This is a genomic window from Tamilnaduibacter salinus (assembly GCF_003096655.1).
In the GTDB taxonomy this organism is placed as follows: domain Bacteria; phylum Pseudomonadota; class Gammaproteobacteria; order Pseudomonadales; family Oleiphilaceae; genus Tamilnaduibacter; species Tamilnaduibacter salinus.
This window is the reverse complement of sequence record NZ_QEKQ01000005.1, coordinates 63,940-76,706: the sequence shown is the minus strand read 5'-3', so window position 1 is coordinate 76,706 and position 12,767 is coordinate 63,940. Positions and strand designations below refer to the sequence as shown.

Genomic DNA, 12,767 nt, shown 5'->3' with positions numbered 1-12,767 from the left:
CACTGTCGCGGCTGGACGCCGCAGCCGCACGGATGCTGGCACTGTTCCGACGAAGGGCAACCGATTGGTTGCCCTTTTTTTTATATCGGTTTTGTTCCAGAGACGTCGCTGTGGAAGGATGAACGTCAGTAACGGCCCAACCAGGCAACACGATGACGCACCCGATTTCCAGGACGGCCTTCACATGCAGCGGTTGCCTTTTGGCAGTCCTTAGCCTTTTACTGCTGCCCGCAACACTGTCCGCGAGCCCACGAATCACCCTGTATGCCGCCGCCTCGCTGACCGACGCTGTGACCGAGGTCGCGGCCCAATATGAGGCGGACCACCGCGTCGAGGTCGTCCCCGTGTTCGCCGCCTCGTCCACCCTCGCCCGCCAGATTGCCGCCGGTGCCCCGGCCGACCTGTTTCTCTCCGCCAACATTCGGTGGATGGACTGGCTCTCCCGGCAATCTGTCACCCTGCACGACCGCCAACGACTACTGGGCAATCGCCTCGCCCTGATCGCACCAGCCGCTTCCACCCTGACCCCCTTCACACCCGGTCCGGGCGGATCCATCCAGAACCGACTCGGCCCCCGCGAGCGGCTCGCAGTGGGTGACCCGGACCATGTACCCGCCGGGCTGTATGCCCGACAATCTCTGGAATCGTTGGGCGAATGGCGAGCACTGCGCCCCCGGCTGGCCCGGGCCGACAACGTTCGGGCCGCACTCGCCCTGGTGGCCAGGGGCGATACCCCGATGGGGATTGTGTACGACACCGACGCGCGGGCCAGCGAGGCGGTCCGGCGGATCGGCCTACTGCCCGCCGCCAGCCACCCAGCCATCCAGTACCCCATCGCCGTCCTCGGCGACCCGCCCTCTCCGGCGGCACGGCGCTTTGGCCAGTGGCTTCAATCGTCGCCCGCGCTGTCAGTTTTCCGCTCGTTTGGTTTTGCCACGCCGTCAACGGAGCCCGATCAGGATGCTGACTGATGTCGAGTGGGCCGCCATCCTGATCAGCCTTCGGGTCGCGGGCACGGCGGTCGGATGGATTCTCATCCCCGGCGTGGCCATCGCCTGGCTGATGGCCCGTCGCTCCTTCCCAGGCAAGGCACTGGTGGACGGACTGCTCCATTTGCCGCTGGTCCTTCCGCCTGTTGTGGTGGGGTACCTGCTGCTGATCGCGCTGGGGCGGCAGGGCGCCATCGGTCAGTGGCTGGATCAGACGCTGGGCATCCAGCTGCCGTTCACCTGGCAGGGCGCAGCCATCGCCGCCGGTATTATGGCCTTTCCGCTGCTCGTGCGCTCGGTCCGACTGTCCCTGGAGTCCGTTGACCGGGGGCTGGAGGCCGCCGCGCGAACACTTGGCGCCGGTCGTTGGCGGGTGTTTATGACCATCACTCTGCCTCTGATCCTGCCGGGGCTGCTGACCGGAACGATGCTGGCATTTGCCCGGGCCCTGTCCGAATTCGGCGCCACCATCACCTTCGCAGCCAACATCCCCGGCGAAACCCGGACACTGCCGCTGGCGCTGTACACACTGATTCAGACACCGGGCGCGGAAGAGGCCGCGGCGCGGTTGTGCGTCCTGGCCGTGCTGATCGCCATGGCCGCCCTGATCGGATCGGAATGGCTTGCGCGGCGGGCACGCCGACGCCTGAGGGGGCGCGATGACTGATAACGGCCATCCGCTGACCGTCGATGTCCGCCACCGACTGGGTCAGTTTGAACTGAACGCGTCCCTGACGTTGCCCGCCACCGGGGTCACAGCGCTGTTCGGCCCCTCCGGCAGCGGCAAGACCAGCCTGCTTCGCCTGATTGCGGGGCTGGACCGTCCGGACCATGGCTCGATTCGAATCGGACCGGACGTGCTGGTGGATGACCGATGCTGGATACCGCCGCATCGACGTCATCTGGGCGTCGTATTCCAGGAGGCACGGCTTTTCCCCCACTACCGGGTACGCGGCAACCTGACCTATGGCATGCCACGGCACATGGAGCAACGGCTGCAGCCGCTGTCAGAGTTGCTGGGGCTGACCGGCCTGCTCGACCGTCTGCCAGCCACCCTGTCCGGTGGCGAGGCCCGGCGGGTGGCCATCGGCCGGGCCCTGCTGAGCGATCCGAGACTCCTGCTGCTGGATGAGCCCCTCACCGGACTGGACGGCAACCGTCGGACGGACCTGCTCGTGTACCTGCGGCGGGTGGCGTCAGAGCTGAGCATCCCGATCCTGCACATCAGCCACGACCCGGATGAACTGGCAACCGTGGCGGACCATCTGGTGCTGCTGGAGGATGGCCGGGTCCGCGCACAAGGCCCTCTTGACGATCTGCTGATGCGCTTTGACCTCACCAGCGCACTGGGCGGGTTCAATGCCCTGTCAGTACTGCGTGGGCGGGTGCATGGACACGATGAGGCGTACGGTCTGAGTCGGGTCACACTGGCGGACGGCCAGGCACTGACGGTACCACGCGTGTCGGCGGCGGTGGGTGCCGACATCCGCCTCAAGGTGCCCGTTCGTGACGTTGCACTGGCACGCCGCCGGCACATGGAATTGAGTTACCGCAACCAATTGACCGCGATCATTGAGGACATCGCCGCCCTGCCCGGTCAGGAGGCGGTCGTGGAGGTCCGGCTGCGCATCGGCGACCAGCCCCTTCGGGCCCGGCTGACCCGCAAATCGAGTGACGAGCTGGCACTGGCACGGGGGCAGACGGTGGTGGCGTTAATCCGGACCGTGGCGTTTCCCTAGTGTCTCGTCTGGTTAATTCGTTGATCGACTGCGCACCTCTGACGCCTCTGGCCAAGGCGCCAGCCCGCCGGTGTGGTGGTTCCACATCAAGGGGTGGCAACGCAGGTCCAGAGGCGTCGGGGGTGCGCCCTCCGGGAGCGCCTGAACGCTTTGATAGCGGTGTTGCGGCAGCTCGATTTGGAACCACCAAACCGTCGCTACCGCGCCTTGCTCTCAAAGCGTTCAGGCGCTCAGTCGATCAGCGAATTAACCAGACGCGACACTAGTGTCCCTTGATGTGCTTCCCAGTACAGGTTTTCAGTCTTCTTCGGCCTGATAGATCCGCACCCGATTGAATTCCTCGAATTCATTCAGATCCGGCCAGGTCCGGGCCTCCTCGACCGTCTGCAGATGATACGCATCATCCCCCAGATTCCGGACCCGGGAATCGGCCAGCAGGACGCGCGGCGCTGTCGCCCTGAAATCGCCAAGCAGTGGCCGGTTTTCCGGGTCGTAAAGCACATCGGCCGCCGTCACCACATCAAACACGCCCTCACGCCGGCGCCAGTCAGGGCAGAGACTCACCCGGACGCCGTTCAGCGCCGCATTCGCCTCCACCGCCATCAGGGCATCCTCGTCCAGATCGCAGGCCACGACCTCACGCGCCCCGGCCAGAGCCGCCGCAATGGCAACGATGCCGGAGCCACTGCCGAAATCGATCACGCGCCGGCCCCGCACCAGCTCCGGATGCGCCAGAAGATAACGTGCCAGCACCTGCCCACTCGCCCAGCAGAATGACCAATAGGCCGGTTCGGCCACAACGGCCTGGGCCTCATCGTGGTCCAGCGGGCCCTCCAGCACCGCCGGATCAAACAGCCACAGGGGGATCGCCGTGCAGCCGGCGGGCGCACTGCGGTGAACCCGTCCGCGACGGAGCGTCTGCTGCAGGCAGCGATTGAGAAGGGGCGGTGGCTGAGTCGACATGGCGCCCATTTTAACCGGGTCGCTGGTGTTTCTGTATACTGGCGACCACATCCATGTCCGATCCCAACGACTATGACACGCCGAGCCGATACTGATGATTTCCGGGCGCTGTTCCTGAACGACGTGCCGCTGATGGATGTCCGGGCCCCGACCGAATTCCAGAAAGGTTCCTTCCCGCTCGCCATCAACGCGCCGTTGATGAACGATGAGGAGCGACACCGGGTGGGGATTCGCTACAAGGAGCAGGGACAGTCCTCGGCCATCGACCTGGGCCACCAGCTCGTTCGCGATGACCTCCGGCAGGAGCGGGTCAATCAATGGGTCCGGTTCGCCAACAGCAACCCGGACGGATACCTGTTCTGCTTCCGGGGCGGGCTGCGCTCGCGCATTGTCCAGGAGTGGATGGCCGAGGCCGGCATGGACTACCCCTTGATCAAGGGTGGCTATAAGGCCCTGCGCCGCTTTCTGATCGACGAACTGGAAGCCATCTGTCAGCGGATGCCGATCATCCTGGTCAGCGGCCGCACCGGTACCGGCAAGACCCGGTTACTCGATGAACTGCCCAACCCTGTGGACCTGGAAGGCATGGCCAATCACCGGGGCTCCAGTTTTGGCCGAACGCTGACCCCGCAACCGAGTCAGATCGACTTCGAGAACCGCCTGACCGTCGCCATGATGAAAGCCTGGCACCATGGTCAGGGGCCGGCATTTCTTGAGGACGAGAGCGGTCTCATCGGCCGCTGCCGCCTGCCGGACGGGCTCCGCGAGCGCATGGCACAGGCCCCCATGGTGATCCTCGAGCGCCCGCTTGACGAGCGGGTCGGTATCATCCTGCAGGACTATGTGACGGATATGGTCACCGCGTTCGTGGATCGTGATGGCCACGATGCCGGCTGGATGAACTTCCGGGAACATCTGCTGAGCGCTCTGGACCGGATCCGCAAACGGCTCGGCGGTGCCCGTCACCAGGCTCTGCGGGCGATCATGGAACGGGCGCTTGACCGTCAGCAGGACTCGGGGGATGTCAGTGATCACCGCGACTGGATCATTGCCCTGCTGCGGGATTACTACGATCCCATGTACGATTACCAGCTCGGTCAGCGTGAGGGCCGCATACTGGCGCAGGACTCGGCGGAACGGCTGCGACAATGGGCTGCCAGCGAAGCACCGGCGGCGATGGCGGACCGAACCGTTGCCCACTCCATGTCGTGAGCGTGCGGTCGAACCGCGGCCCATGCTGCCCTGTGTCGACTAACACCGTATCTGCTATAAAAAGGGGCGCCACTGAACGGGTCTCCCGGCCCGGGCCCGAACCGATGTCACACTTCCACAGCAAGGAGCCACTATGGACAACCTCTTCTCGGGCGATGGTCAGGTCGCCGAACTTATGGATATGGCGATGGGCATGGTCGTGGCCTACGCCCCCAAGGTCGTACTGGCCATTGTCACTCTGGTCATCGGCCTCTGGCTGATTAACCGCTTCACGGGAGCGCTCCACAACAAACTCACCGAAAAAGACCCGACCCTCGGCAAATTTCTGGGCGGGCTGGTGAGCGTTATTCTCAAGATCCTGCTGTTCATCTCTGTCGCCTCCATGGTCGGCATCGCCACCACGTCCTTCGTGGCTATCATGGGTGCGGCTGGTCTGGCCGTGGGCCTGGCGCTTCAGGGCAGTCTTGCCAATTTCGCCGGCGGTGTGCTGATCCTGATCTTCAAGCCGTTCAAGGTAGGGGACGTCATCGAGGCCCAGGGCTACCTGGGGACTGTCGACGAAATCCAGATTCTTTACACGGTCGTGAACACATTCGACAACCTCCGGGTAGTGATTCCCAATGGCAACCTGTCCAATTCGAGTCTCATCAACATGACGGCCTACGACATCCGCCGTTGCGACATGAGCTTCGGTATCGGCTATCACGATGACATCGACAAGGCCAAGGCCATTTGCCAACGCCTCGTCGACGAGCATGAACAGATCCGGAAAGACCCGGAACCGCTGGTCGTCGTCGGTGGCCTGGGCGACCATTCCGTCAACCTGATCGTGCGGGGCTGGACGGCGAATGGTGATGTATGGCCCGTCTATTGGGACATGCAGGAAAAGGTCAAGAAGGCCTTTGACGCAGAGGGCATCACGATCCCCTTCCCCCAGCGGGATGTGCATGTCCACAACAACGAGTGAGCCGCGAGATCGGCCGCCCTCTTCCGGGCGGCCGGTCATCCCTGTCAGGTGACCGTTCATCGGATTTACGGGACGGCCATCGCAAATTCCACCTCCCACTTTCCCACTTCGACAAACCTCGACTACGCTTCCCGGTAAGACGGGCGGCTCTCGCCCCTAGGGGGTAAGAGCCCGGGTTGTGTTGCCGGATGGAGGTGGTCACGATGCCGGTAAAGCAATTAAAGCAATGTCTTGAAAAACATGGTGTGGCCTATACCTGCCTCACCCATCCACCCGCCTTCACCGCGCAGGAGTTGGCGCACCACGCAAAAATCACCGGGGATCAGGCGGTCAAAACGGTGATTCTGGAGCTGGACGGCAACATGGCCATGCTGGTCATGCCGGCCACCCGGCGCATCCGCTGGGACCGCCTCTGTGACATCCTCGACACCGACTTTGTCCAGCTTGCGGACGAGGACGAGTTCCGGGACCGCTTTCCGCAGTGTGAAGTCGGCGCGATGCCGCCATTCGGTAACCTCTACGGCATGACCGTCTACTGCTGCGAAGCACTGACGCTGCAGGAGGAGATTGCCTTCGCGGCGGGCAGTCACACTGAATCGATCCGCATGCGTACCGAGGATTTTCTGGCCCTCGTCCACCCGATGGTGATTCGCGAAGGCTTCTCCAGACCGGGGCAGGCCCGTCCGGCCTGGATGCGCAAGGCATCCTGAGCGCTGTTTGCGGCCCCGGGTGCCTGACCGTAAGATGAGCGGTCAGGACACAGGGGGCGAATCATGACACAGCAGGTGGATGTCATCATTGTCGGGGCCGGCATGGTCGGTGCTGCCCTGGCGGCCGGGCTGGGGCAGTCCGGTTTTGAGGTGGCGCTGGTGGACCGTCAGCCGCCCTCCGACTGGCTCGGAGAGGATGCGCCCGATCTTCGGGTCTCCGCCCTCAGTGCCGGTACCGAAACCTACCTGCGCCGGCTGGGCGTCTGGTCCGCGATGGCCGACATGCGTCTGACGCCCTATCGGCGCCTTGCCGTTCGCGATGACACCCGCCACCCACTGTCGGGACTGCTGCCGCGGGCCCGTGGTGAAACGGTGTTCGATTCCAGGGATATTGGCCGTCCCCATCTGGGCCACATCGTCGAAAACGCCGTCACCCTGCAGGCTCTGCAATCCGCCGCGATGAACGCGCCCGGGGTCACCGGCTATTTCGGCGTATCACCAGACGCCCTGGCGCAGACCGGCAAGGGCGCCGTACTGACACTGGATGACGGCAGCCCCATTGAGGGAACACTCGTGGTGGGGGCTGACGGGGCGGGCTCCCGGGTCCGGGATCTGGCGGGCATTGCCACCCATAGAGACCAGTATGCCCAGCAGGCGCTGGTTGCCAGCGTCCGATACGACGGTCCACCGCAGGACATTACCTGGCAGGCATTCCACCCCACCGGCCCCAGGGCCTTCCTGCCGCTCCATGCCAGCCAGGACGGTGGCAGCTGGGCCTCGCTGGTGTGGTACGACCATCCCGAGACGCTGGGCCGGTTGAAGCAGCTGGACGCCGAGGGGTTCCTCGCCGCCGTTCAGTCCGCCTTTCCGGACGAGCTTCCACGGTTGACCGCACTGGGCGGTCGCGGCAGCTTCCCGCTGGCCCGCCAGCATGCCCAACGGTACCACCACCGGGGCGTGGTGCTGGTGGGTGACGCCGCCCACACCATCAACCCGCTGGCCGGTCAGGGCGTCAACCTCGGCTTCCAGGATGCCGAAGCCCTGCAGTCGCGGCTGATCAACGCACGCTGGCAGGGTCTGTCGCTTGCCGACACCGCCATACTGGATGATTACGAAGCCGAACGCCGCCCGGCCAACCGCCGTATGATGCTGGCCATGGACGTGTTTTACCATGCGTTCAGCAACCGGTTACCGCCGTTGCACCTGGCCCGCAACCTGGGGCTGGCGCTGGCCGATCGGGTCCCCTTGGCCAAGCAGACCGTCGCCCGCTACGCCATGGGGATCGACGAACGGCTTCCGGAACCACTGGCCCGTGCCCTGGAGAAACTGCCCGGGCAGCGGCTGAGCACACACTGACACACGGTCACCCAAAAAAAGGACGCGTCATGTCTGAGACGATTTTCGACAAGATCATCAATCGGGAGATCCCGGCCACCATTGTCTACGAGGATGAGCAGTCCCTGGCATTCAAGGACATTAACCCCCAGGCACCGGTACACCTGCTGATCATCCCCAAGCGCCGCATCGAGACGATCAATGACGTTGGCGAGGACGATAAGGACACCGTCGGCCATCTTTTCGTTGTGGCCGCCAAGCTGGCGAAGGAGATGGGCTTTGACGAGGACGGTTATCGGGTGGTGATGAACTGCAACGAGCAGGCGGGGCAGAGCGTCTACCACATCCATCTGCATCTGTTGGCCGGTAAGACGCTGGGGTGGCCGCCCTATTCCGACACACCGAAGTCAGTCTGACACGAAAAAGCCCCCGGTCGACGCAGACCGTCCACCGGGGGCTCTTCCGGTTCTACGGGCTTTCAGGGTCCGCCGACCACGCGCTCCGCTTCCTCCATGGAGGCATGGCGCACGTCCTCACCCTTGACCATGAAAATCACGTGCTCGGCGATGTTACAGGCATGATCCCCGACACGCTCCAGTGCCCGCAGCACCCACATGACGGACATGCAGCGAGAGATATTGCGTGGATCTTCCATCATGAACGTCAGCAGGGTGCGTGCGGCGCCCTGATACTCCTCATCCACCCGCGCATCCTCGCGGATGATCTCCAGCGCCTGTTCCGAGTCCAGGCGGGCAAAGGAATCCAGCGCGTCGTGCAGCATCTGGCCGACATGACGGCCGATGTTGCGCACCTCGACATAGCCGCGTGGCGCCTGACCTTCTTCCGCGAGCCGCATGGCGAGCTTGGCGGTTTTCTTCGCTTCATCGCCGATCCGCTCCAGATCCGCGACCATCTTGATCACGGAGATCACCAGGCGCAGGTCGCGCGCGGTCGGCTGACGACGGGCGATGATCCGGGTGGCCTCCTCGTCGATCTCCAGCTCCAGTCGATCCACTTTCTTGTCTTTCTGACGCACCTGGCTGGCAAGCTCGCCATCCCCGTTCGTCAGGGCCTGGATGGCGTCGGCCACCTGCTGCTCGACCATGCCACCCATGTGCAGAAAATCTTCCTTGAGCCTGGCCAGCTCGTCGTTGAACTGATGCGAGATGTGATCGCCGTAGATATCGTCCTGGTCACTCATCGTGGTTCTCCGTCCAGCAGGGTGGTCAGCCGAAGCGACCCGTGATGTAGGATTCCGTCAGCTCATGCTGCGGCGACGTGAAGACCTGGTTGGTCTCGTCCACCTCAACCAGATGGCCGAGGTGGAAATAGGCCGTGCGGTCGGACACCCGGGCCGCCTGCTGCATCGAGTGCGTGACGATAACAATGGTATAGCTCTCGGAGAGCTCGGAAATCAACTCTTCCACCTTTGCCGTTGCAATGGGGTCCAGAGCGGAGCAGGGCTCATCCATCAACACCACTTCCGGGCTCACGGCAATTGCTCGCGCAATGCACAGCCGCTGCTGCTGGCCGCCGGAAAAGCCCGTGGCCGGCGCGTCCAGCCGGTCTTTGACCTCTTCCCACAGGCCGGAACCGCGCAGGCTGCGCTCAACAATATCGTCCAATTCGGACTTCCGATTAGCCAGCCCGTGAATGCGCGGCCCGTAGGCCACGTTGTCATAAATCGACTTGGGGAACGGGTTCGGCTTCTGGAACACCATGCCGACCCGGGCCCGGAGTTCGACCACATCGCGGCTGTCGCTGTAGATATCCTCACCATCCAGCGTCAACTGTCCCTCAACACGACAGCCGTCGATGCTGTCATTCATGCGATTCAGGGTTCGAAGGAACGTGGACTTGCCACACCCGGACGGGCCAATGAACGAGATGACCTCGTTGCGGGCGACGTCCAGGCTGACCTTCTTGATCGCGGCGGTCTCGCCATAATACACACTGACGTCCCGGAGCTTGAACCTCGCTTCATCGGCAAACGGCTGTCCACGTGTGGGGCCATAGGGGCGGTCTTCCGTCGCATCGGCGGTTTGGCCACCCTCCGTCGTCGCGGCATTGATACCTGTTGCGTTCATCGTATTCATGATTCGAGACTCCTTTACCACCGGCGCTCAAGGCGACGGCGTAGCCAGACAGCCAGTGCATTCATACCGATCAGGAACGTCAGCAGCACCATAATCGCCGCTGACGCGCGTTCAATAAAGGCCAGCTCCGGGCTGCCGGACCAGAGGTAAACCTGTACCGGCAGAACCGTGGCGGAATCGAGGAACCCACCCGGCACATCCACGATAAAGGCCACCATGCCGATCAACAGCAGTGGTGCCGTTTCCCCCAGCGCCTGGGCCATGCCGATAATCGAACCGGTCATCATACCCGGCAGGGCCAGGGGCAACACGTGGTGCATCACGACCTGCATCTTCGATGCCCCGATGCCTTCAGCCGCCTCCCGTACCGAGGGCGGCACACTCTTGATGGCGGCCCGGCTGGAGATAATGATCGTCGGCAGGGTCATCAGGGTCAGCACCAGGCCACCCACGACCGGGACCGAGCGCGGCAGACCAAACAGGTTGATGAACACCGCCAGGCCCAGCAGACCGAATATGATCGATGGCACGGCGGCCAGATTATTGATGTTCACCTCAATAAAATCAGTGACCTTGTTCTGGGGCGCAAATTCCTCCAGATAGATCGCCGCTGCCACACCGATCGGGAACGACAGCGCCAGCGTCACCAGCATGGTGAACAGCGACCCCATGATTGCGCCCAGAACGCCGGCCTGCGAGGGGTTACGCGAGTCGCCATTGGTGAACAGGACGTCGTTGAAGCTCAGATCGATGACGCCGCGTTCGGCCAGCTCGTCCACCCAGCCCTGTTGCTGCTCGCTGAGCTTGATTGAGTATCGGTCGTCGCTCTGGTGCTTCATGTAGACGTCCACATCCGTACTGGCGAGGAACGTCATTGTCCGGGTCGAGCCCATCCACTCCGGGTTGGCGGCCACCGCCTTTTTCAGCGCGTCGGACGCGTAATTGTTAATCAGCCCGCGGACAGCCCGGGGCTGATCCTGCGCCTCCGGGGGCAACTCCGCCATCAGCGCCTGCTGCAACGGTGCCACAAAATCAGCCATGCGACGCGCCGTTTTGTCGGTCGGGTCCTCGAGCATCATGACGTCACTGTCGAGTGTTACCTCCAGCGTCACAGTGCTTTTGAGAAAGCCACTGTAGCCCTTGCCAATGATGTCGATGAACAGGATCGCCAGGGCGAGGAGGGCCACCGCGATGGCGGCGATGCCGTAAGACCGGAACCGCCGTTCCTTACGGTACCGCCGCTTGAGCGAGCGACGGACCTGTTCTGCCTGAGAAGGTTGATCAGTCATACTGTTCCCGATATTTGCGCACGATTTTGAGGGCCACCACGTTCAGCATCAGCGTCACGAGGAACAGCAGGGCCCCGAGGGCAAACGCCGCCAGCGTCTTGGCACTGTCGAACTCCTGGTCGCCCGTCAGTAGGGTGACAATCTGCACCGTGACGGTCGTCACGGCATCGAGAGGGTTCGCCGTCAGGTTGGCGGCCAGGCCGGCCGCCATCACGACGATCATGGTTTCACCGATCGCCCGGGAGACGGCCAGAAGAATACCGCCCATGATGCCCGGCAGCGCGGCCGGAAAGATGACCTTACTCATGGTCTCGGACTGGGTGGCACCCATCGCGAGCGATCCGTCGCGCAGCGTCTGCGGAACGGCGTTGATAACGTCGTCCGAGAGTGACGACACGAACGGAATGATCATCACGCCCATGACCAGACCGGCGGCCAGCGCACTCTCGGAAGAGGCCTCCAGACCAATGGCAGCGGCCAGATCGCTGATAAAGGGCGCCACGGTGAGCGCCGCAAAAAAGCCATAGACCACGGTTGGGACGCCCGCGAGCATCTCCAGCAGGGGCTTGACCGTGCTACGGACCCGCTTACTGGCATATTCGGACAGGTAAATCGCGGAAAACAGACCGACCGGCACCGCCACCAGCATGGCAATGGCCGAAATCAGCATCGTGCCCAAAAACAGCGGAATAACGCCGAACGAGCCATCCGCTCCGACCTGGTCTTCGCGCAGGGCCGTCTGCGGACTCCAGTGAGCGCCGAACAGGAAATCGGTGATCGGCACCCGGTCGAAGAAACGCACGGTTTCCACAGCGACGGAGAAGACAATGCCGACGGTGGTCAGGATGGCGATGGCAGCGCAGCCGAACAGGAACCAGCGCAGCGTGGTTTCCACCTTGCGCCGGGCATTGGCCGCCGGGTGAATGCGGAACCAGCCCCAGACACCGAACAGCACCGCCACCGAGATGACGAGCGCGGTTCTCAGCCAGCTGCTTTGAGCCTGAAGACGGGTCAGCGTCTCCGCGGCTTTGGCAATCGGTTCTTCCACAAAGCCCGCCGGCAGCGATCCGTTTGCCACGTTCTGGATCTTGGTGAGCATGAGGCTGGCTTTGCCGGCCGAATCCGGACGGACCTCCGCCGGCAGCCCGGAGACCACCAGGTACTGAATAATCCGACCTTCGAAGGTGACCCACAACGCCAGTAGAATCAGCGCGGGCACGCCACACCAGATGGCTGCCCGAGTGCCGTAATAACCCGGCAGGGATTTGAGATGCTTGATGCCGCCCAGCGGCATGGCAAGAGCACGGGATCGGGCGTACCCCAACCCGTAGGCGATCAGGATCAGAACTGCGGTGAGTAGCAGCAGGTTACCCGGTTGCATGGCGACTCTCTTCTGCCGTCAGAAACGCGGCGGATTGTATCGTGTTCTGTTTGAAAAGACGAAAACAGAGCGCGGGCATGGCCCGC

General features: G+C 63.3%; 13 protein-coding genes. 8 read left to right on the top strand and 5 right to left on the bottom strand.

Going from position 1 to position 12,767, the window contains the following annotated elements; all coding sequences use genetic code 11:
- Nucleotides 1-200: 200 nt before the first annotated feature.
- From modA to modC, 3 genes are read left to right on the top strand one after another with little or no spacing between them, the layout of a single operon-like run.
- A complete protein-coding gene (modA, locus tag C8D92_RS08640) occupies nucleotides 201-971 on the top strand; it encodes a molybdate ABC transporter substrate-binding protein (RefSeq protein ID WP_243402407.1) in 771 nt (256 codons plus the stop codon).
- Complete coding sequence (modB, locus tag C8D92_RS08635) at nucleotides 961-1,656, top strand: molybdate ABC transporter permease subunit (RefSeq protein WP_116919102.1); 696 nt, start codon at nucleotides 961-963, stop codon at nucleotides 1,654-1,656. The genes modA and modB overlap by 11 nt, the downstream gene beginning before the upstream one ends.
- Nucleotides 1,649-2,728: a molybdenum ABC transporter ATP-binding protein gene (modC, locus tag C8D92_RS08630; protein WP_116919101.1), complete on the top strand. Its 1,080-nt coding sequence runs from the start codon at nucleotides 1,649-1,651 to the stop codon at nucleotides 2,726-2,728. Before modB ends, modC begins: the two co-directional genes overlap by 8 nt.
- Before the next feature lie 297 nt (nucleotides 2,729-3,025).
- On the opposite strand, the gene C8D92_RS08625 is transcribed toward modC, so the two are convergent.
- Nucleotides 3,026-3,691, bottom strand: a complete 666-nt coding sequence (locus C8D92_RS08625; RefSeq protein ID WP_116919236.1) for a class I SAM-dependent methyltransferase — start codon at nucleotides 3,689-3,691, stop codon at nucleotides 3,026-3,028.
- 72 nt (nucleotides 3,692-3,763) lie between these two features.
- On the opposite strand from C8D92_RS08625, the gene mnmH reads away from it, so the two are divergent.
- From mnmH to C8D92_RS08600, 5 genes are all read left to right on the top strand, one after another.
- A complete protein-coding gene (gene mnmH, locus C8D92_RS08620) occupies nucleotides 3,764-4,903 on the top strand; it encodes a tRNA 2-selenouridine(34) synthase MnmH (RefSeq protein ID WP_116919100.1) in 1,140 nt (379 codons plus the stop codon).
- Between the two features lie 133 nt (nucleotides 4,904-5,036).
- The gene (locus C8D92_RS08615) at nucleotides 5,037-5,870 is read left to right on the top strand and encodes a mechanosensitive ion channel family protein (protein ID WP_095611016.1); all 834 of its coding nucleotides are present in this window, start codon (nucleotides 5,037-5,039) and stop codon (nucleotides 5,868-5,870) included.
- Nucleotides 5,871-6,073: 203 nt separating this feature from the next.
- On the top strand, nucleotides 6,074-6,580 hold the full coding sequence (locus tag C8D92_RS08610) for an aminoacyl-tRNA deacylase (RefSeq protein WP_095611015.1): 507 nt from the start codon (nucleotides 6,074-6,076) through the stop codon (nucleotides 6,578-6,580).
- A 63-nt stretch (nucleotides 6,581-6,643) separates the two neighbouring features.
- Nucleotides 6,644-7,936 carry an FAD-dependent monooxygenase gene (locus tag C8D92_RS08605; RefSeq protein WP_116919099.1) on the top strand — a complete coding sequence of 431 codons (1,293 nt, stop codon included), beginning with the start codon at nucleotides 6,644-6,646 and terminating at the stop codon, nucleotides 7,934-7,936.
- A gap of 29 nt (nucleotides 7,937-7,965) precedes the next feature.
- Nucleotides 7,966-8,331 carry a histidine triad nucleotide-binding protein gene (locus C8D92_RS08600; RefSeq protein ID WP_116919098.1) on the top strand — a complete coding sequence of 122 codons (366 nt, stop codon included), beginning with the start codon at nucleotides 7,966-7,968 and terminating at the stop codon, nucleotides 8,329-8,331.
- Nucleotides 8,332-8,393: 62 nt separating this feature from the next.
- Here C8D92_RS08600 and phoU read toward each other — a convergent pair whose 3' ends face one another.
- From phoU to pstC, 4 genes are read right to left on the bottom strand one after another with little or no spacing between them, the layout of a single operon-like run.
- Nucleotides 8,394-9,116, bottom strand: a complete 723-nt coding sequence (gene phoU, locus C8D92_RS08595; protein ID WP_116919097.1) for a phosphate signaling complex protein PhoU — start codon at nucleotides 9,114-9,116, stop codon at nucleotides 8,394-8,396.
- A 25-nt stretch (nucleotides 9,117-9,141) separates the two neighbouring features.
- Nucleotides 9,142-10,011, bottom strand: a complete 870-nt coding sequence (pstB, locus tag C8D92_RS08590; RefSeq protein WP_116919096.1) for a phosphate ABC transporter ATP-binding protein PstB — start codon at nucleotides 10,009-10,011, stop codon at nucleotides 9,142-9,144.
- 14 nt (nucleotides 10,012-10,025) lie between these two features.
- Entirely contained in the window at nucleotides 10,026-11,300 is a 1,275-nt protein-coding gene (pstA, locus tag C8D92_RS08585; RefSeq protein WP_095611010.1) for a phosphate ABC transporter permease PstA, read from the bottom strand.
- Nucleotides 11,293-12,681 carry a phosphate ABC transporter permease subunit PstC gene (gene pstC / locus C8D92_RS08580; RefSeq protein ID WP_116919095.1) on the bottom strand — a complete coding sequence of 463 codons (1,389 nt, stop codon included), beginning with the start codon at nucleotides 12,679-12,681 and terminating at the stop codon, nucleotides 11,293-11,295. Before pstC ends, pstA begins: the two co-directional genes overlap by 8 nt.
- Between the last annotated feature and the right edge of the window lie 86 nt (nucleotides 12,682-12,767).

Excerpts from the sequence above, each read along its gene's own strand:
- pstB (WP_116919096.1), bottom strand. The coding sequence starts at position 10,011 with ATGAATACGATGAACGCAACAGGTATCAATGCCGCGACGACGGAGGGT.
- modB (WP_116919102.1), top strand. The coding sequence starts at position 961 with ATGCTGACTGATGTCGAGTGGGCCGCCATCCTGATCAGCCTTCGGGTC.
- C8D92_RS08605 (WP_116919099.1), top strand. The coding sequence starts at position 6,644 with ATGACACAGCAGGTGGATGTCATCATTGTCGGGGCCGGCATGGTCGGT.
- pstA (WP_095611010.1), bottom strand. The coding sequence starts at position 11,300 with ATGACTGATCAACCTTCTCAGGCAGAACAGGTCCGTCGCTCGCTCAAG.
- C8D92_RS08625 (WP_116919236.1), bottom strand. The coding sequence starts at position 3,691 with ATGTCGACTCAGCCACCGCCCCTTCTCAATCGCTGCCTGCAGCAGACG.
- C8D92_RS08615 (WP_095611016.1), top strand. The coding sequence starts at position 5,037 with ATGGACAACCTCTTCTCGGGCGATGGTCAGGTCGCCGAACTTATGGAT.
- modC (WP_116919101.1), top strand. The coding sequence starts at position 1,649 with ATGACTGATAACGGCCATCCGCTGACCGTCGATGTCCGCCACCGACTG.
- mnmH (WP_116919100.1), top strand. The coding sequence starts at position 3,764 with ATGACACGCCGAGCCGATACTGATGATTTCCGGGCGCTGTTCCTGAAC.
- pstC (WP_116919095.1), bottom strand. The coding sequence starts at position 12,681 with ATGCAACCGGGTAACCTGCTGCTACTCACCGCAGTTCTGATCCTGATC.
- C8D92_RS08610 (WP_095611015.1), top strand. The coding sequence starts at position 6,074 with ATGCCGGTAAAGCAATTAAAGCAATGTCTTGAAAAACATGGTGTGGCC.
- phoU (WP_116919097.1), bottom strand. The coding sequence starts at position 9,116 with ATGAGTGACCAGGACGATATCTACGGCGATCACATCTCGCATCAGTTC.
- C8D92_RS08600 (WP_116919098.1), top strand. The coding sequence starts at position 7,966 with ATGTCTGAGACGATTTTCGACAAGATCATCAATCGGGAGATCCCGGCC.